Source organism: Bacillus sp. 491mf (genome assembly GCF_900112415.1).
Lineage (GTDB): Bacteria > Bacillota > Bacilli > Bacillales > Bacillaceae_G > Bacillus_A.
This window is the reverse complement of record NZ_FOLV01000054.1, coordinates 1-20,255: the sequence shown is the minus strand read 5'-3', so window position 1 is coordinate 20,255 and position 20,255 is coordinate 1. Positions and strand designations below refer to the sequence as shown.

Genomic DNA, 20,255 nt, shown 5'->3' with positions numbered 1-20,255 from the left:
TAAAATAAAGTGAAACTTTAATCAGTGGGGGTTTTCTTCATCCCCCACTGATTATCAGCCCTCACCAATCGGGCGCATGCCAGCAGTTTATCTCCCGCCTAACTTCTTAAGAAAAGCGGAAGCGGCTCGCTCAGAATCGCAGGACGCCCACGCCCCTGACACAGAGAGGCGCTTTTTACCTCGTCCGAGGGGCGAAACGGCCGGAGATTCTAGCCGCTAGAGCTGGACAATGCTTCCGCTGAATTTTGAGGCGGGAGTATTACTGCCCGCAAATAGCGGGATAAATATACAAAGAGGATGTCCCAAAAGTTTCACTTTTGAGACATCCTCTTTATTTTTATATAAGGAACTGACTAAAAAGTCCACTTTTCGGTATGATTCAGCTCAGTGAATCGGCTATTTGTATGGCGAATATTGTCGAAGCGTTGATATATCGTGAAAAGCGCTGATATATTGCAAAGAACGGTCGATACGACTACTCTTTCCCTGTTTTACTTTAAACCTCGTTAATTCAACTTTCACTCACTTTTCTTATAAGTGCATCGTTTTTTCACATCACTGAAATACACTTCTAATTTGTTTCCGTCTCTTTTCATTTGCTGGTTTGAGATGAAGGAATTACCGTAGTCAAGAATATATGAATCTCCTTTATTCTCTTGTTTGTATGTCCCTTTATATTTGTCATGTTCTGTCTGATCATTCGTATACATCTCTACTAAATGATAAATAACATCCTTTTTCTCTTCCTTTTTTATAACTGTTTCAAATTTATAGTATACCGGACATTGATTTTGTTTCTCTTGAGACAATTCCCACGTCCCATCTATCCCACTATTTCCACACGCACTTAGCATAGCTACACATGCAATAGTAAATACAAATTTAAAAACCGTCCTGCCCATTCTCTTTTCTCTCATTATTGTACATCATCCTTAATTATAAATATTTGTATATCTAAATTATATAAATTCTTTTAAACATTTCGACATATAAACTGCTTGCATTTGCGGTTTAAACTCTCACACGTGGTAGGAAAAGGTTCTGACCGCTCCTATGCACGGTCAGATGCTCTCGTCTTCTCTCATAAAAAGAAAGGGTATTTACGTCATTTTCTTAATATACATATATACAGTAACACCAAATCTACATTATACCACATAAATTTCTTCCTCGATTAACAATCCCCCTAAATTTCCTCTAAATTAACATTTATATTTTTCTATTCCACGATAACTGTATCAGCCTCTAAATCTTCAAAACAAAGATTTACAGTGCGTTTTAACGCTCTTGTTCGGTGAATGGTTCCAGCTGGAATTAACAGCGTATCATTTGGCTTCAAAGCAATCGTTTCTCGATCTTGAAAATCAATCAATAACTCTCCTTCTACTACCATAAATAACTCATCTGAATTCGAATGAAAATGCCAGTCATATTCTCCCGTAAAAACTGCAATGCGTAAACAGTGGTTATTTACATTTGAAACAACAAAATTTTTATGATTTTCTGTGATATGTTTCGTAATTTCTAGTAAATTCATTTTTTCTAGATTCATTTCTTTTGTTAGTTCATTCTTCATATTTATCGCTCCATTATCCAAGTGGTATATTACAATTTCTTCTAATTCCATCATATCAAATCTTCTTCTCGTTTAGCAGATATAAATACAGAAAAATAAAACTATACATATATATTTGAATTTTCAAACATATTAATCAATGCTATGCCGAATATAGCATGACCTCTACTACGCACAGCCAGATGCTCTCGTCCACCTAAAAAAATAGTTTTTTTGTCTTTTTTCCGTTATCGACATGCGAGTAGTCGATTCGCTAAGCTGAATCATACTGAAAAGTGAAAGGAGCTAACTAAAAAGTGGACTTTTTAGTCAGCTCCCTTACAGTCTTTCTTATGATAAAGCAGGTGCTTTTTCAAGAAGCTCTTTTGCATCTGCATATTGTAAACCATGTGCTTCTGCAACTGCTTCAAATGTTACATAACCATCTAATGTATTAATACCTTTTAATAAGGCCGTGTTATCTAAGCAAGCTTTTTTGTAGCCTTTGTTTGCGATTTGTACTGCGTATGGTACTGTTACGTTCGTTAACGCGATTGTTGATGTACGCGGAACCGCACCAGGCATGTTTGCAACTGCGTAATGAACAACGCCATGTTTTTCGTAAGTTGGGTTGTCGTGTGTCGTAATGCGGTCAGTTGTTTCAAAGATACCACCTTGGTCAATTGCGATGTCAACTACAACAGAACCTGGTTCCATCGATTGAATCATTTCTTCTGTTACAAGTTTTGGCGCTTTTGCACCTGGAATTAATACCGCACCGATCACAAGGTCAGACTCTTTTACAGCTTCTGCAATGTTATATGGATTAGACATTAACGTTGTTACTTGGTTGCCGAAAATATCATCCAATTGACGAAGACGATCTGGGCTTAAGTCAATAATTGTTACATCCGCTCCTAGACCAACAGCGATTTTCGCTGCGTTTGTACCAGCTTGGCCACCACCAATAATTGTTACTTTACCACGTTTTACTCCCGGAACGCCTGCAAGTAAAATACCTTTACCGCCTTTATTTTTTTCAAGGAATTGTGCACCAATTTGCGCAGCCATACGACCTGCTACTTCGCTCATAGGTGCAAGTAATGGTAAAGAACGGTTGTCTAATTGAACTGTTTCATAAGCGATACCAATAACTTTGTTGTCAATTAATGCTTTTGTTAATTCTGGTTCTGGAGCTAAGTGTAAGTACGTGAATAAAATTAAGCCTTCGCGGAAATAACCATATTCACTTGGGATTGGCTCTTTTACTTTCATAACCATCTCTTGATTCCAAGCTTCTTGTGCTGTTTCTACAATTGTTGCGCCTGCTTCAACATACGCTTCATCTGTAAATCCAGACCCTAAACCAGCACCCTTTTGAACAAAAACTTCATGACCGTTGTGAATCAAATGAACAACACCTGCTGGCGTCATTGCTACACGATTTTCATTGTTTTTAATTTCCGTTGGTACACCGATACGCATTGAAAATTCCCCCTTGAAATGTTAAAAATTACCCCTAAATAATTATGGCATTTACACTTTTATAAAGCGCTTTCTATTCTCTTATATTTTATCATAAGTTTTCATTTTTGGACAAAAACAAGACAAGTTGTCCGATAGAATTTGTCTAATTTTGACGATATCGATGAATGACATCAACTGCTCCAGTTACTTCTATAATAGTTCCCGTAATCATATCCGAATCTTCCTCACATAAAAATGAAATTGTGCGAGCGATATCTTCCCCTGTACCAGAACGCCCAATCGGTGTGCGATAATCAGATAATGCGCGCGCCGTCGCAATTGTCGCTTCTTTCATATCACCAATAATATCACCAGGACAGATCATATTTGATGTAATCCCATATTCAGCTTCTTCATAAGCAATTGTTTTCGTAAGTGAAACTAGTCCGACTTTTGCAGCCGCAAAAGCAGAGCGATATACCCATCCTGGCGCACTATCCGCTCCTTGAAATCCATAATTTACAATACGACCAAATTTTTGCTGACGCATAATCGGAACAACAAGCTTTAGTAAGTGAAATACTGCCGTTAAATTACCATGAATCATTTCATTCCATTCATCATCTGTATATTCAACTAACTTTTTACGCTCGAATACGTAAGGACCTGCATTATTAATAAGAAAATCAATGCGGCCAAAACGTGCCATCGCTTTTGTTACTACTGTATGTAAATCTTCCTGTTTTGTTACATCCGCTTGCACAAATTGCATGCGATGTGCAAGATGTTTATATTGTTGCTTTAACGCTTCCATCGCTTGAACATCACTGCGATATGTTACGGTTACCGAGTATCCTTTATGTAATAAACTCTCTGTGACCTTCTTCCCTAAACCTTTTGTACCGGCTGTAATGAGCGCATGTCTCACAAACATAGGCCTCCTTTTTTCTTGCTATAATTCATATGTAACAACTTCTTTATACAATTACAACTAAAATGTTCGAAACGGAATTTTCGAAATTCTGTAACGTTTCTGTCAAACACTTTTCCATAATTTGTTTTATAATAAAGATGTAAAGAGTTATAACGCTTATAAAACGGGGAGGAATTGTTCATGAATAATACATATACAAATATTTTAATTGCAGTCGATGGCTCTAAGGAAGCTGAAAAAGCATTTAAAAAAGCAATTCAAGTAGCAAAGCGTAACGATGCTACATTAACAATCGCTCATATCGTTGACGTCAAAGCTTACTCTGCAGTAGAGGCATATAGCCGCGCAATCGCAGAACGTGCAAATTTATTTGCTGAAGATCTATTAGAAGAATACAAAAAGGTTGCACTAGAAGCAGGTGTTACAAAAGTAGAAACTGTACTCGAGTTCGGTAATCCGAAATCAAAAATTTCAAAAGATATTGCTCCAAAACATAAAGTAGATTTAATTATGTGCGGTGCAACTGGTTTAAACGCAGTAGAGCGTTTCTTAATCGGTAGCGTCTCTGAACATATTATTCGCTATGCGAAATGCGATGTCCTTGTTGTTCGCGGTGAAGAAGAACAAGGTGACATTTAATAACGATAACGAATCCGCACCAAGCCTCTATGTAATAGGCTTGGTGTTTTTTCATTCCTGTTAAATAAAATTATCTTCTACGGTTATGATAAGAAAAAAAGGAATGGGAGAGATAACATGGAAAGTTCTGAACGGATTATACTTGATCTAAATGAACAAGAAGTCGACATGGTAGAAGCAATTTGTGCTCACTTCAAAGAAAAACACGGTGTAGAATTAAGTCACGGTGCACTATTTCGCGACTTAATGGACATCGAGTATATTCGTATTACAGAAGGAAAGCACAAATACGAATGAAAAATATAGACATTAGGTTGCTTATATTGTATAAGCAACCTTTTTCTTTATGCATACACTATATATATGTCCAAGCATAAAGGTGTGATTTTTTTTTGAATAATGAAAAGAAAACAAACAGCGAAACCACAGTTAAAAGCAAACGCACTACTCCGTTTATAAACTTATGCATCTTTACTCTTTCCGGCTGTAATGTATCAGAAAAAGAAATTAAGAAGCAAGTTGAATTAGCAACAAAAATATGGAAGATAGAATTTGTTATTACTAGCATCACAATGCTGAAAGATTTTTCTATTCGAACGAATGATACTTCATTTCGGAAAAAACAAAGTAAAAATATAAAACAATTATTTAGCGAAAGAAAATATCTCTTTCCAAATCCAAATAGCATTTCAATCTTTTATACAAATGCAAGACACCTCTCAAATAATACAACGGGACGATCGTTCTCTTCCCTTATGACAAAAAGCCGTTTTAATCATATTATTCTCACAAAATCTTCATTAGAAAATACACTTGCGCATGAACTCGGACATATTTTATTCTACTCTCATCGAAAACTACAAGGAAAAAATCCAGATACAAACTCGTATCGAACACATAGTCTAGATTCTAAAAACATTATGTTTGGAACTGCCACAACCCGTAAAAGGCAAACAACATCCCTGCAAAGAACGAAAGCATTAGAAAGTACATTAATTAAATATAGGTAACCATTATGAAAACCCCCGTGAAATATTACATGTTCACGGGGGTTTCTACTCGCTCTTTCGCCTTTTGAAGTGCTTGCCCAATTTGTTCGAATCCTGTACCGCCTGCACTGTTTCTTCTTTTTACTGCCGCGTATGGCGAAAGTACTTCATATAAATCCTCCTCAAATAATGGGCTCATCTCTTGATAAGTTACTAACGGTAAATCTAGTAAATATACACCTTTATTAATGCAAAGAAGAACAAGCTTCCCTACAATTTCATGTGCCTGACGAAACGGTAAACCTTTACTCGCTAAATAATCTGCGATCTCGGTCGCATTTGAAAAGTCTTGCGTAACAGTTTTCGACATAATATCTTTTTTCACCGTCATCGTCTCAAGCATACCGGCCATTACATGTAAACACCCTTTTACTGTATTAACTGTATCAAACATGCCTTCTTTATCCTCTTGCAAATCTTTATTATAAGCAAGCGGCAATCCTTTCATTACGGTTAATAGGCTAAATAAGTTACCATATACTCTCCCTGTTTTACCGCGAATGAGTTCAGCCATATCCGGATTTTTCTTTTGCGGCATAATGCTGCTGCCCGTTGCATAACTATCGCTCATTTCAATAAACTGGAATTCTTGACTGCTCCATAAAATCAGTTCTTCACAAAAACGCGATAAATGCATCATTAATATAGAAGCATTACTTAAAAATTCAAGAATGAAATCGCGGTCGCTTACTGCGTCTAAACTATTCTCATATATCCCATCAAACCCGAGCAACTGGGCACTATATTCACGATCAATCGGGAATGTTGTCCCAGCAAGTGCACCAGCTCCGAGCGGAGAAATGTTAATGCGACCTAGTGAATCTGTAAAACGATTTGCATCTCGCTCTAGCATCCAAAAGTATGCAAGAAGATGATGCGCAAAAGAAATTGGCTGTGCGCGCTGTAAATGCGTATATCCTGGCATAATTGTTTCAATATGTTTCTCTGCTTGCACTGTAAGTACAGTCTGCACTTGCTTCACTGCCTCGATAATATACTGCACTTCATTTCGCAAATACAAATGCATGTCGGTTGCTACTTGATCATTACGACTTCTTCCTGTATGCAGCTTACCGCCAACTTCCCCAATATGCTGAATTAACATCTTTTCAATATTTAAATGAATATCTTCTGCTTCAACAGAAAACGCAAGCTCCTGCTTCCTTGCTTTTTCCAGTAAATACTGAAGGCCGTTTTTAATTTTTTCTCCTTCTTCCGCTGTTACGATGCCGCATTTCGCGAGCATCGTAACATGCGCAATACTTCCTTCTATATCTTCTACCGCTAATTGCTGGTCAAAGGAGATGGAAGCTCCAAACTCCTCGACCCACTGTTCAGCCTGCTCAGTAAAACGTCCTCCCCAAAGTTTACTCATGCCTCCACCTTCTTCTGATTCACTTGGCTGTATACTTTTGTCGGTAAACCAAATAATGAAATGAAACCAACAGCTGCATCGTGATTAAATTCATCTTCTACTGTATACGTCGCTAATTTTTCATCGTATAAAGAATACTTTGATTTACGCCCTTCTACAATTGCATGTCCTTTAAATAGTTTCACACGTACTGTACCTGTTACATGTTTTTGCGTTTCTTGTAAAAAGGCAACAAGAGCATCCTTTAAAGGTGAGAACCATAAGCCGTTATAAATTAACTCTGTTAATTTTTGTTCAATCATCGGTTTAAAATGCGCTACTTCTTTTACAAGCGTTAAATCTTCTAATTCCTTATGTGCAGTAATTAACGTCATCGCCGCTGGGCATTCATACACTTCACGCGACTTAATACCGACAAGACGATTTTCTACATGGTCAATGCGACCAACCCCATGCTTACCAGCAAGAGAATTTAACGATTTAATTAACTCTGACAAAGAATAAGATACACCATTTAATGTTGTTGGCACCCCTGCTTCAAACCCAATTTCTACAAATTCTGGTTTGTTTGGTGTATTCTCCAGTGCTAGTGTCATTTCATATGCTTCTTCTGGCGGCGCTGCCCATGGATCTTCTAAAATTCCACACTCATTGCTTCGTCCCCATAAATTTTGATCAATTGAAAACGGACTGTCTAAGTTAATCGGAATTGGTACATCATTTTCTTTTGCATACGCAATTTCCTCTTCACGTGACCATTTCCATTCACGTACCGGTGCAATCACTTCTAAATATGGATTTAACGCTTGAATAGAAACTTCAAAACGTACTTGGTCGTTTCCTTTTCCAGTACATCCATGTGCAACTGCACTTGCTCCTTCCGCCTCTGCGATTTCTACCAATTTCTTCGCAATTAATGGACGAGATAATGCAGATACAAGTGGATATTTCCCTTCGTATAACGTGTGAGCTTGCAATGCTTTTAATGCATATTCATTCGCAAATTCTTCTTGCACGTCAATCATATACGATTTAATAGCTCCAACGGATAATGCCTTTTCTTTCACAAATTCTAAATCTTTTCCTTCTCCTAAATCTAAACAAAGTGCAATAATATCGTATCCTTTTTCTTGTAACCACTTAATTGCAACGGAAGTATCAAGGCCTCCGGAATATGCTAATACAACTTTTTTGTTCTCCATTTTATATCCCCCCTAAAAAGAATATTTATTCATTATTATTAATATTAATTCATAATTTATCATCTTTTAAAAAATGGCGCAAGGGATATTTGCAAATATTTTTTAAACAATTTCATCGAAGTTCGTTCTCTTTTTCGATACAATAGAAACAGAAAATGGAGGGAAGAGGCATGAAACGATATTTCACATATAATGAGCATCTAGGAATTGAAATACCTGATTTACAAGAAGAATGGGAAGAGATTCCTACAGCTGTGCAGCATGCCATTTTATTAAAGTGGGAACAAATTCGCGGGAAAATACCTGATCGGATTCAAGAACTTGAACATACTATTAACACGAAACAACATAAATTAAATAATGAAGAAAACTTTGAGCTTTCCTGTAAATTGAATACAGAAATTGCCGATCTTGCTTCCATCATTAACGACCTTTGGCTTTGGTATCGTCTCACTCAAAATGTTTCTGAAGGGAAGGCGCATCAGTAAAGAAAATAAGCTATATAAATACAAATTAAAAACCTCTTTCTTTTTAGATGAGCGAATGCAGGTCATGTGTTATTCTGCATAGCTTCGACTTATATGTTGAAACTTCCATCAGTGGAGCCCTACTGATGGAAATCTTTGACCAATTAAGTTATTATGGACGACTATCTTCTTTTTTCTATCACGAGGAAATGTAAACGTTTTCGAATGTGAATAAATAAAAAAGAATGCTTTCCCATACACTAAATATATTAGCATCATGATGAAATATTCTTTTAGCTACGGTGAATGTATACTATTATTCGTATTTTTCTTTGCAGAAATAGAAAGCATACTTTCTTGGTAAGTAATGTTTTCCATCAAACGATAGACTAACTCATCTAACTCTTGGCTACACACAACTACCTTTTCATGGTTAAACCCGTGCATTCTTACAAGTTCAATTAGTTCCTCCCTTTTTTTCTCTATACTTGCTTGTATATCTATCATCTTCATACGAATCTCTCCAGTCATCGCTAATATGACTCGAATTATAGAGAATATTCACCTTAAAACGAATATTATGTAATTAATTAAAGTACATTTCTGGAGAAATACAGGTTGAAAAACAAACATAAAAACCTCTTTCTTTTTAAGCGGGTAAGAGCATCTGGCCATGCATAGAAGCGGTCAGGGCCTTTTCCTGCCACGTACAAGGGTTAAACAAAAGGGAGAGCGCGAACAAAAATTCATTTTTCATAACAAAAAAACTTTCGACAGCAAATATTAGTTTATTACACCATTTCCTCTCAAACTTTAACTAAATTTCACCTTAAACCCTCATATTTACGAAGTATGTAGGTTTTTCTTTGCCCATTTTCAGGTTCCAACAACATACATTTTTCAAGAGTATGATATAATAGTATAAAATCTTTTACAGAAAGGATTTAGATATCATGATCGCTCGAAGGAGCATGTGGCATCGAATTGACGAATCTTACACGTAGCGTATTTTTGCAGCTCAGATACTTTGTCTAGCGAAAAAAATACGAAAGTGGGGAAATTATGATTGCCCGAAGGATAATTTGGCAACGAAAAGACTCTTCTTACACGTAGCGTTTTGTTTAGGTTGTTTGACACTTACTAAACAAAACCCAGAAGAGAATAGGATTGCTAAATAAAAAATCCTACTCTAAGTTTTGTTTAGTCTATTTTAGGCCTAAACTAAAACGAAAGTAGGGAGAATTGATGGACGAGAGGATTATTCGTTATTTCTTCAGTGATATATAGCGTAGTTAGACGTATGGAAACTAACTGCTGCTATATAGGCGTAGTTAGTTTATGAAAAATAAAACTACTAACTACGGAGAGAAGGAATAACGATGAGGAACATCCAAAGTCGACAAATTATTAAAGAAATTTTTATGGTTTTACTCGGTTCATTTATTTTAGCTACCGCGCTATATCACATTCATTTTCAAAACCACTTAACTGAAGGTGGCTTTGTCGGAATCGCACTGTTTATACAAAACTTTTTTGATATTTCACCATCTATTTCAACTGTTTTAATGGATATTCCAGTCATTTTACTATGTGCTACACTTTTAGGTAAAAAAATGGTCGGCTATTCATTTATCGGTTCACTTTCATTCGGAGCGTTTTATTCTTTAATGGAAAATTATTCTCCGTTTACGGTTGATTTATCTAATCATTTATTTGCAGCAGCAGTAATAGGCGGAGCTTTAGCTGGAGTTGGACTTGGGTTTATTTTACGATTCGGCGGTGCAACAGGCGGAGATGATATTTTAACAATTGTATTAAGTAAAAAGACACGCTTTACAGTTGGGCAAATTTTCTTCGTTTTTGACGTAATTGTCATTGCACTTTCATTATATTATTTAACATGGACTGAGATTGCCTTTACGATTCTTTCCCTTGCTGTACAGGCGAAAGCACTAGATTTAATCTATTATCCAGCAGCGGAAAAGAAGACAGTGGCAATTCCATTATCAAAACAACATGCAACAAATTAAAAGCGAAAGGCAGCCGCCTTTCGCTTTTTATATTTTTTGACGCAAATAACGCATTTGATAAAACCGATTCGCAAATTCTGTCACACTCCGCGTTAATCGATAGTTCGCCGTTGATCCAACCGCGATTCCAAGTACTGGTACACCTTGAAACAACTTGCGACGCAATGAATAAATAATGAACGTTTTCAAAATTTGTTTTAGTAGTACTTGTACTGATGCCGGATTTAATACTTCCTCTTCTCCCTCATAAAAAAATGGAGCTGATTCTTCTTGTTCTAACTCTTGCAGTAAGTTATACCAAGCATACTGCTGCAGGTGCACTGGCAATATAGCCGCATGAAACACTTTTAACGCTAACATCATTTCATACGGTTTATTCACATCATGACCAAATGATGTGGCAATAAGCTGCACAGCTTTCACATTTAAAGTAATCAATACAGGTAAATCCGCACTTAATAAGAAAAAACCGCCAATTCCTGTTACTCCTCCTTGCACGAAAGAATATAAACGATGACGAGCTGTTTGTTGTTCTGCTATGTATGTTAATTGATGAATGGATAATTCTCTCATTTCTTCAATGTGTTCAATAGAATCATCAAACACGCGCGCCGCTCCCAAAATCCGCCCACGTGCATCGAGCTGTGACTGCGAGCTCTGTATAAGCGCATGTAAATGAAAGAGCCATCCATCTGCTTCCGAAAAAAATTCATTTCGTTTCTTCTCTGGTAACTTCGAAAATGTACGATTTAACCATTTATCAAACATTTGCTGAAAATCCGTTGATTCGTGTTGCATGAGTTGCTGCTCCCAGTTTTTTAGATCCTGTAAAATTCGTTCCTCACCCTTTGACAGCATACAAACGTCCTCCTGGATTATTTTTCTACATTGTACTATATTTGCTGCGCGAGACCGTACACCCTGTTTTTTTCTGAAAAATATGTTATTTTCAAATAAATCACAATAAAAAGAGGAGGTAGGTTATGTATCCACGTGCGAAAGCGTTAGGGATTATTGAATACAATGATTGTATCCTTGTTGAAGAATATAACAGAAAACATGAAGGTGGCGAGGGATATTATTATCGACCACTTGGAGGAACGATTGAACTTGGGGAATACGCGGCGCAAACTGTTATCCGAGAATTTGCAGAAGAGCTTGGCGTCATTGTAGAAATCGGTACATACTTAGGCTGTTTAGAAAACATTTTTCAAATAGACAATACAACCGGGCATGAAATCGTCCAATTATATTCTGCTTCCTTTTCAAACAAAGAACTTTATAAAAAGAATGAGTTCACAATAACAGAAGGAGATCACATCTCTTATGCTGTATGGATTCCAATTGAAATGTTTTTAAAAAAGGAAAAAACATTATACCCAAACGGATTAACCGAACTACTTTCAAAAAAATAATAAAAAAAGACGGGAATCATCCCGTCTTTTCATTATATATTAACCAATATTTCCAAGACGTACTACGTCACGAGCAATCATAACTTCTTCGTCAGTTGGAATTACGATAATTTTCACTGGAGAATGTGGGAAGTTGATGAATGCTTCTTCACCGCGAATATTGTTACGTTTTGGATCGAAGTATACGCCCATAAACTCAAGACCTTCTAATACACGCTCACGGATTAGTGTACTGTTTTCACCGATACCAGCTGTAAAGATGATTGCGTCTACACCTTTCATACGAGCTGCATAAGAACCGATATATTTGTGGATACGACCTACAAATACTTCTAGTGCTACTTCTGCACGGTGGTTTCCTTCTTCTTCCGCTTGTTCGATGTCACGTAAGTCACTAGAGAATCCAGAAAGACCTAGCATACCACTTTTCTTGTTTAATACGTTCAGAACTTCTTCTACAGATTGTCCTGTTTTTTCCATGATGTACGGAATTAACGCAGGGTCAATGTTACCAGAACGTGTACCCATTGTTACACCAGCAAGTGGAGTGAAGCCCATAGAAGTATCGATAGATTTTCCGCCTTCTACAGCAGCGATACTTGCACCGTTACCTAAGTGACAAGAAAGTAGACGTAAGCTTTCAAGCGGACGACCTAATAATTCAGCTGCGCGCTGTGTTACATACTTATGAGAAGTACCGTGGAAACCGTATTTACGAACGCCGAATTTCTCATAGTATTCATATGGTAAGCTGTATAAGTAAGATTCTTCCGGCATTGTTTGATGGAATGCTGTATCGAATACTGCTACTGATGGTACGTTTGGAAGTACCGCTTGGAACGCTTTAATACCAACAACGTGTGCTGGGTTATGAAGTGGTGCTAATTCGCTTAAAGCATCGATTTCTGCTAATACTTCGTCAGTAATTAAAGCAGAATCCTCAAATTTTTCACCGCCGTGTACAACACGGTGACCGATACCGCTAATCTCATCAAGAGATTTCACAATTCCATTTTCAGTTAATTTGTTAAGTAACATGTTAACTGCTACTCCATGGTCTGCGATATTTGTTACTTCTGTTTGTTTCTCACCGTTCACAGTAATTGTGAAGATGCTATCTTCTAAACCGATACGCTCTACTAAACCTTTAGTTAATACTGTTTCACTTGGCATTTCAAATAATTGAAATTTTAAGGAAGAGCTTCCTGCATTAATCGCGATGATTTTTGACATCTAGTCTTTCGCCCCTTTTTCTCTTGTTAGCCGTGTGGAATACTTCCACAAACCGCTCAATTTTATGTCTTCAATTTTTGTCAGCTAACAAAATTGTTTCACTGATAAAATTTAATACTCACGATTTTTATTTAAACATCGTACGACATATATTTCAAGTGAAATAATTATAACACAGTATTTTTTTTTATATTACAGATTTATCTTTTTTTATTTTTCATCTTGTATATATTACTTACTCTATCCAAAGAAAGAAAACTGTATTATATATTCGTATAATCCTGTTACATAATAACTAGTTTTACTGCTCTACAACAAACCAACCATTAATTTGCTGCATAATGTTCTCCATCGCTTGCATATTAGAGAATTTTGGTAATTCTACTAATAACGCTTGTTTTGGCATGATTACGTTTTGCCCCTTCTTTTGGAGAACAAATATACTTTTTGCATTTTTCTCATTCTTAAACATGGAAACAGGTAACTGTAGTAATCCTTGTACAAAACATGTTTCTTTAATAAACGCATGAAGCTTTGGCGCCTGATCGCTTTCAAAAATGAAGTTTGGCACTAAGAAAAATAAATAGCCGCCTTCTTTTGTATATTTGACACTTTGTTCAATAAAAAGATGATGTGCATAAGACATACCTTCGTCTGCTTTTAGCGTATATTCACTTGCACCCATTTCATTTGGATAATAGCCGATTGGTAAATCACATACAACCACATCAACTGGATCAATATAAAGGGAAGCTAATCCATCTTGATTAAAAAACTCGACCGCTTGTTTTTGTAAATTTGCATTGACTAACGCAAGTTTAACAAGTAAGTCATCCACATCGACTCCAAAGCCACTCATCGTTGTCCCTTCTAGAGCGCTATTGAAGATTGTCGTCAATAAATTGCCTGTTCCCACTGCAGGATCAAGCACAGTTATTTCCTGTTGATCCTTCATAAATTTATGGAATAAATAACTCATAAACATCCCAACTGCATCAGGCGTCATTTCATGATTAGCTTGTACGCCGTCTTTCATCCCTTTTAAGATAGCAAGTTGGAACGCTTTGCGAATTTCTTCGCCTTTATAGTTTTCTTCATTAAACTTACTGTATTCACGTTCTAATCGGTCAATTGTTGGTTGTTCTAAGCCTTCTTGTAAAATTGTTCCTTCAAATAAATTATCACCTGTCTCTACAAGTGCTTCTAAATACGTTATGTCTAATTCTTTACGTAAAATTACGGCAGAAGAATCAAAAATAGAAAATAATGTTTCTACTGTTGAACTCACGAAAATTCCTCCTTCAAACTAAAATACACATAACTTATATCATAACATATTCTTAGTTCTTTTCATTCTTATTGAATCAACAATATAAATACATATAAAAAACCTTTTTTAGGTGGACGAGAGCATCTAGCCATGCACAGGAGCGGTTAGGACCTTTTTTTGCCACGTGCAATATGAAAACAAAGGTAGAAAACGAGTGCTGGGCATGTTTTATTCTGCGTGGCAAGAAATTATTTGTCGAAAAAAAACGACCTCTTTATTAAGAGGTCGCTCTTTGTTGCCTATATTACTTCGCAGCTTTTGCTGCTTCTAATGCTGCTTCGTAATTTGGATGGCTTGTTCCTTCGCTTACGTATTCTACGTAAACAACTTTGTCGTTGCTATCTACTACGAATACTGCACGTGCAAGTAAACGAAGTTCTTTCATTACAACACCGTATGCTTCTCCGAAAGAAAGATCGCGGTGATCAGAAAGCGTTACAACATTTTCTAAACCGTTAGCTGCACACCAGCGCTTTTGAGCGAATGGTAAATCAACGCTAATTGTTAATACTTTTGCGTTTTCAATAGCAGCTGCATCTTCGTTAAAACGACGAGTTTGTGCATCACATACACCTGTATCAATAGATGGTACAACACTGATTAATTTCACTGCGCCTTTATATGTCTCTAAAGTTACCGGAGATAAATCATTTGCTAACACTTGGAAGTTTGGTGCTTGATCGCCTACTTTCACTTCTGTGCCAACTAAAGTGATTGGGTTTCCTTTAAACGTTACGTTTGCCATTTGAAAATCCTCCCTTTTCTAATAAACAAAATATGTACAGTGTTAATGATAGTCATAATGCCCTTAAAATACAAATGAAACTAACTCAATTTATATAATTTTTTTCAACAAAAGAGCCCGTTTTACTTTACATATATCCCCTGTTTTCACTTTATTATTGCTGCTGTTGTTGTAAAAGTGCCTGTATATCTTCCACACTAATTGTATATTTCCGTTCTTCCATTCGCTCTTCTATTGGTAAGGTAGCGATACGATAATCTAAATTTTTCATTGCCTGTTCAATAATCTTACGAGCCAAACCTGCATTCCCATATGTTTTATCGCGATTTTCATACAGATAAGTAAAATATTCAACAAGCATGTGTCTTGCTTCGGCTGACATGCTATATTGCTTTTTAGTCATATAATAATTTGCAATTTGAATCATTTCTTCTGGTGTATAATCTTCAAATACAAGGCGGCGATCAAAGCGACGACGAAGACCTTTATTGCTATCAAGGAACTCTTCCATCTCATCTTCATATCCAGCAACTAATACGATAAATTCTCCACGTTTATCTTCCATTTGTTTTAGCAATAATTCCACAGCTATATGTCCAGAATCATTGCTCCCTTTATTCGTCAGTGTATATGCCTCATCAATAAACAGTGTGCCTCCCATTGCCTTTTGTAATACACTCGCTGTTTTCTCTTCCGTTCCCCCTTGATATTTATCAACCAGTTCTTTTCGGTCTACTTCCACACAATCTCCGCGCTCTAAAATTCCTAATGCCTCATACACTTTTGCAATAATTCGCGCAACCTCTGTTTTTCCTGTTCCTGGATTACCAATTAACGAAATATGCATGGAAAGTTCTCTTATATCCTTACCTTCTTCTCGATAATAAGAAACAAGCTGGATTAATCTTTCAATTTCTTTTTTCACCTTTGTTAAACCGATTAAACTATTCAAACGGTCCATTTGTTCCTGTAGTAACTTCTCATTAATTGGAACAGCCACTTTTCTTGCGCCTCTTTGTTGGAATGTTTTTTCAACATCATCCAAACGAATTGTCGTCAATACTTCTTTGTTATTCCATTCACTTCTTGGTAATGTACTAATTCGGTTTGCTTGCAATGTAATCCATTTATCTACTTGTTCCCGAACCATACGTGCGTTTCCAAAATGTTCATCCCGCTTTCTATACAACCATACAAATTGTTCATATACATAATTTTCCGCTTCCTCTGTTAAGCGGTATTTCTTATCAGCTAACAAGCGATTTCCAATTTCCATCAATTCATCTGGTGTATAATCTTCGAATTTCATATAGGATACAAAACGGCTTTTCAAACCTGGATTAGAAGCAATAAATCGTTCCATTTCTTTCTCATAACCAGCAACGATACATAAAAATTCTCCGCGATGATTTTCAAGAGCTGCTAATAAAACTTCAATAACTTGTCTTCCAAAATCACGTGCACCGTCTTCAATACTTAACGAATATGCTTCATCAATAAACAAAACCCCGCCCATTGCTTCATCGATACGTTGTTTTGTTTTCTCTTCAGAATGACCAATATACGCTCCGACCAAGTCTTCACGCTTCACTTCAACAACATGCCCTTTTTCAAGCAATCCAAGCGATTTATATACTTTCCCTAACAAACGAGCAATCGTTGTTTTTCCCGTCCCTGGATTCCCATAAAAAACGGTATGTTTTGGTTTAATATCTCCCCCGGAGTCAAGACCTGCTTCTTTTCGATAACGAGTAATTTCTACAAGGTTAATTAATTGTTTCATTTGTTCTTTAATACTGTTCATTCCGACAAAACGGTCTAACTCCGTCATTATATCGTTCGATTCTATAATTTCCTGCTGTTCTTGTACTTCTTCTACATCCTGTTTTTCTTCTTTTGATTCTTCAGTGGATTGTACTTTCTGACGCGTTACCTCTACATACGTTTTACAATTTTCTAATGTAGCTGAACAATCATCGGTAATTTGATAAGCCGTTTTTTCTATATCAAAACACTTGATATCCTTTAAAGTAATTTGACTTTCAGAAGCAATCTTAACGCCCATAAAAGCATCATAAATGTTACACTTTTGAACAGTACCTTTTACATGTGAATTGATTTCAATTGCTGGTGATGCATCTACTTGAGACATTTCACATTGTTCTATCCAAAATTCACTTTCTTTTCCCACTAAAAATATTGGATTCTTACAATGATCAAAACTACTTTTCTTTACATCAAATTGACTTTCTTCACTATATATCATTGGATATTCAAATTGAGAAATACTCCCATTTACAAAAACAACATTACTATTATTTTTAATATTAAGTGCATTTCCACCACAATTTTCAATTTGAATTTTCTCGATTACAGCTTGTCCCTGATTTAGCCAGATAGCTGTTTCTCGACAATCATATATATCACACTCTATTATTTTTGATTTGCTTCCACTTACGACTCCAACCCCTCTTAAAGAGTTGTACATTTTATTTCGTTGGAGCGATACTTCACTTTCTTCACAAATTGTTACACACGCTTCATTAAAATCTGATATAGTACAATCTTCAATGGAAATAATGCTATTCTTGTTAATATTTACAGCCGTATATTGCCCTTTATACAAATTATTCTTTGTAAGTGTTAGATAACTCTCCTCTATCCGAACCATTGAATGGTTATCACTAGAAAAATTAAATATTTCACATCCCTCTATTGTCCCCAGACTGTTTTCTTTAAAATAAAAAGCACTATTATTCCCTTCATATAATTTACAATTTATTAATTTGAAATTACTTTGTACGCCTTGAATCATTGCATAGGATTCATTTTGAAATTGACAGACTTCACATTCTTCCATAATGAAATCACTGTTATTTTCTAAATAGATTGCATTACTATTCCCCTTATAAATTTTACATTTTTTCAACTCCGGACTACCTTGGTTAACATATATAGCCGAATATTTTTCATTTAAAAATTGATATATTTCACATTCTTCAAAGATGCCCCGGCCATTTTGATAAAATGATATTCCATTCGCTTCACCATCATGAAATTTACACCTTCTAAACATTGGGCTACTAGTAATTACTGCTACAATTTGATCTTTAAAATGAAACGCTTCACACTCTTCAATAAAAGGTAAACTTTCTTCTTGAATATAAAAAGCAGATGATTCCCCATCATACATTTTACAAAATCTAATGCTAGGCTCTGACTTCACAATTCGAAAAGCATCGCCTTCCGTTTTATAAATCTCACAATTTTCTATTACCGGTTTACTTCCTTCACTTATATAATACGCACTACTTGCAGTATAACTAATTTTACATTTCTTCCATGTTGGTTGACTTTTTTCTATATAAATTGCTGGATATTCTTCACCTAATAAATTAAATATTTCGCATTCCTCAATTAACCCTGCACTCTGTTCATTAAAATTTACCGCATTTGTGTTTCCATCAAACATTTTGCAACCCTTCATAGCTGGCTGACTTTCATGAATATATATCATTGTACGTTTAAACTTGAATATCTCACAATTCTCTATTATCGGTTTACTTCCCTTTTCTATGTAGATAGCATTTTTTTGTCCATCATGTATTTTACAGTTCTTTATGGTAGGAGCACTATTAGACATATACAGAATGGCATCTTGTATATCAAACAAGTCACAGTTTTCTATAAATGGTTTGCTATTATTTTTCATAAAAATAGCATTGCCCGGACTATTATAAATGCGGCATTTTTTTATAATCGGATTACTATTATTGATAAATAAGGATGGATACTTTTCTCCCTTCATTCCATGTATTTCACAATCTTCTATTGTCCCCTGACTTCCCTCTCCAAAGTTGATTGCATTTGTATATCCACCAGTTATTTGACAGAATTGCATATACAATATCCCTTGTTGGTTCACATATACACCTGAACCATTTTGGGGATAAATATCGCAGTCTTGTATTTGTAATGTTCCAGAAGAACATTTTATTAAAGCTGTATCATCTTGTCCAAGCTGACGAATTTGAATCCCTTTTATAAATGTTTTGCTCCCATTCTCAATTAAAAGAGCTGTTTGAAATGTTTCAATTACAGTATCACTCTTGTCACCTTCACTAATTATGTTAATATTTTTATCAATATGTATATTTTCTCGATACACACCAGGTTTTACTACTATTGTTGTACCTGGTGAAGCGCCTTTTACGGCATCTGCAATTGTTTTATACCTTGAAAAAAAAGATTTCGAAACTACAACTTCACTCATACGCTGGATCTCCCCTTCCACAATAATCCATATTTTATATTATACATAAATATAAAAATGAAAAGAATTAATTTTCGGAATTAAACGAAAAGTCTTTCTCCATAGGGGAGCTCTTATATAAGCAGGATTGAATAAAGTGAAACTTTATTCAATGGGGGTTTTCTTCATCCCCCACTGATTATCAGCCCTCACCAATCGGGCTTTTACGGGCAGTTTATCTCCTGCCTAACTTCTTAAGAAAAGCGGAAGCGGCTCGCTCAGAATCGCAGGACGCCCACGCCCCTGACAGAGAGGCGCTTTTTGCCTCGTCCGAGGGGGCGAAACGACCGGAGATTCTAGCCGCTGGAGCTGGACAATGCTTCCGCTGAATTTTGAGGCGGGAGTATTACTGCCCACAAATAGCGGGATAAATCTAAAGAAGATGATTTCTGTTAATGCAGAAATCATCTTCTTCATATAGCATCATTTTTTAACGTCTTTTACAAAAGGTACATTTCATTTTCTATATTTCATACTCCGGCTGTTCATCTTTTTGTTTGTT

18 protein-coding genes are annotated in these 20,255 nt (G+C 36.0%); 6 read left to right on the top strand and 12 right to left on the bottom strand.

The window, feature by feature from the left end; translation table 11 throughout:
- Positions 1–518 precede the first annotated feature (518 nt).
- The 4 genes from BM211_RS23895 to BM211_RS23880 form a co-directional block, all read right to left on the bottom strand.
- Positions 519–902 (bottom strand): hypothetical protein, encoded by a 384-nt coding sequence (locus BM211_RS23895; protein WP_035436346.1) that lies wholly within the window; start codon positions 900–902, stop codon positions 519–521.
- Positions 903–1,219: 317 nt separating this feature from the next.
- Positions 1,220–1,576 (bottom strand): cupin domain-containing protein, encoded by a 357-nt coding sequence (locus BM211_RS23890; protein WP_256217200.1) that lies wholly within the window; start codon positions 1,574–1,576, stop codon positions 1,220–1,222.
- Positions 1,577–1,906: 330 nt separating this feature from the next.
- A complete protein-coding gene (gene ald / locus BM211_RS23885) occupies positions 1,907–3,040 on the bottom strand; it encodes an alanine dehydrogenase (RefSeq protein WP_035435669.1) in 1,134 nt (377 codons plus the stop codon).
- Positions 3,041–3,185: 145 nt separating this feature from the next.
- Positions 3,186–3,956 (bottom strand): SDR family oxidoreductase, encoded by a 771-nt coding sequence (locus tag BM211_RS23880; protein WP_081904938.1) that lies wholly within the window; start codon positions 3,954–3,956, stop codon positions 3,186–3,188.
- A 180-nt stretch (positions 3,957–4,136) separates the two neighbouring features.
- On the opposite strand from BM211_RS23880, the gene BM211_RS23875 reads away from it, so the two are divergent.
- The 3 genes from BM211_RS23875 (at position 4,137) to BM211_RS23865 (ending at position 5,605) form a co-directional block, all read left to right on the top strand.
- Positions 4,137–4,595: a universal stress protein gene (locus BM211_RS23875; RefSeq protein WP_035435672.1), complete on the top strand. Its 459-nt coding sequence runs from the start codon at positions 4,137–4,139 to the stop codon at positions 4,593–4,595.
- A 117-nt stretch (positions 4,596–4,712) separates the two neighbouring features.
- Complete coding sequence (locus BM211_RS23870; RefSeq protein ID WP_035435673.1) at positions 4,713–4,892, top strand: hypothetical protein; 180 nt, start codon at positions 4,713–4,715, stop codon at positions 4,890–4,892.
- 95 nt (positions 4,893–4,987) lie between these two features.
- Complete coding sequence (locus tag BM211_RS23865) at positions 4,988–5,605, top strand: hypothetical protein (RefSeq protein WP_035435675.1); 618 nt, start codon at positions 4,988–4,990, stop codon at positions 5,603–5,605.
- A 25-nt stretch (positions 5,606–5,630) separates the two neighbouring features.
- On the opposite strand, the gene argH is transcribed toward BM211_RS23865, so the two are convergent.
- Together argH and BM211_RS23855 are read right to left on the bottom strand one after the other, a co-directional pair.
- A complete protein-coding gene (argH, locus tag BM211_RS23860; protein ID WP_035435677.1) occupies positions 5,631–7,019 on the bottom strand; it encodes an argininosuccinate lyase in 1,389 nt (462 codons plus the stop codon).
- A complete protein-coding gene (locus BM211_RS23855; RefSeq protein WP_035435679.1) occupies positions 7,016–8,221 on the bottom strand; it encodes an argininosuccinate synthase in 1,206 nt (401 codons plus the stop codon). Before BM211_RS23855 ends, argH begins: the two co-directional genes overlap by 4 nt.
- A 170-nt stretch (positions 8,222–8,391) precedes the next feature.
- On the opposite strand from BM211_RS23855, the gene BM211_RS23850 reads away from it, so the two are divergent.
- Positions 8,392–8,709, top strand: a complete 318-nt coding sequence (locus BM211_RS23850) for a radical SAM protein (RefSeq protein ID WP_090999923.1) — start codon at positions 8,392–8,394, stop codon at positions 8,707–8,709.
- 276 nt (positions 8,710–8,985) lie between these two features.
- Here the strand turns inward: BM211_RS23850 and BM211_RS23845 are convergent, their stop codons facing one another.
- Positions 8,986–9,201: an aspartyl-phosphate phosphatase Spo0E family protein gene (locus BM211_RS23845; RefSeq protein ID WP_035435683.1), complete on the bottom strand. Its 216-nt coding sequence runs from the start codon at positions 9,199–9,201 to the stop codon at positions 8,986–8,988.
- Between the two features lie 866 nt (positions 9,202–10,067).
- Between BM211_RS23845 and BM211_RS23840 the strand changes: the two genes are divergently transcribed.
- Positions 10,068–10,718: a YitT family protein gene (locus BM211_RS23840; RefSeq protein WP_035435686.1), complete on the top strand. Its 651-nt coding sequence runs from the start codon at positions 10,068–10,070 to the stop codon at positions 10,716–10,718.
- Positions 10,719–10,745: 27 nt separating this feature from the next.
- Here the strand turns inward: BM211_RS23840 and BM211_RS23835 are convergent, their stop codons facing one another.
- Positions 10,746–11,576 (bottom strand): EcsC family protein, encoded by an 831-nt coding sequence (locus BM211_RS23835; RefSeq protein ID WP_035435687.1) that lies wholly within the window; start codon positions 11,574–11,576, stop codon positions 10,746–10,748.
- A gap of 125 nt (positions 11,577–11,701) precedes the next feature.
- Between BM211_RS23835 and BM211_RS23830 the strand changes: the two genes are divergently transcribed.
- Complete coding sequence (locus BM211_RS23830) at positions 11,702–12,133, top strand: NUDIX hydrolase (protein ID WP_035435689.1); 432 nt, start codon at positions 11,702–11,704, stop codon at positions 12,131–12,133.
- 39 nt (positions 12,134–12,172) lie between these two features.
- Here the strand turns inward: BM211_RS23830 and BM211_RS23825 are convergent, their stop codons facing one another.
- The 4 genes from BM211_RS23825 to BM211_RS23810 all read right to left on the bottom strand — a co-directional run bounded on the left by BM211_RS23825 (position 12,173) and on the right by BM211_RS23810 (position 19,714).
- Complete coding sequence (locus BM211_RS23825; RefSeq protein ID WP_035435691.1) at positions 12,173–13,366, bottom strand: acetate kinase; 1,194 nt, start codon at positions 13,364–13,366, stop codon at positions 12,173–12,175.
- A gap of 301 nt (positions 13,367–13,667) precedes the next feature.
- On the bottom strand, positions 13,668–14,654 hold the full coding sequence (locus BM211_RS23820; RefSeq protein ID WP_035435693.1) for a class I SAM-dependent methyltransferase: 987 nt from the start codon (positions 14,652–14,654) through the stop codon (positions 13,668–13,670).
- Positions 14,655–14,940: 286 nt separating this feature from the next.
- A complete protein-coding gene (tpx, locus tag BM211_RS23815) occupies positions 14,941–15,441 on the bottom strand; it encodes a thiol peroxidase (RefSeq protein WP_020060146.1) in 501 nt (166 codons plus the stop codon).
- A gap of 154 nt (positions 15,442–15,595) precedes the next feature.
- Positions 15,596–19,714, bottom strand: a complete 4,119-nt coding sequence (locus BM211_RS23810) for a right-handed parallel beta-helix repeat-containing protein (protein WP_090999919.1) — start codon at positions 19,712–19,714, stop codon at positions 15,596–15,598.
- Between the last annotated feature and the right edge of the window lie 541 nt (positions 19,715–20,255).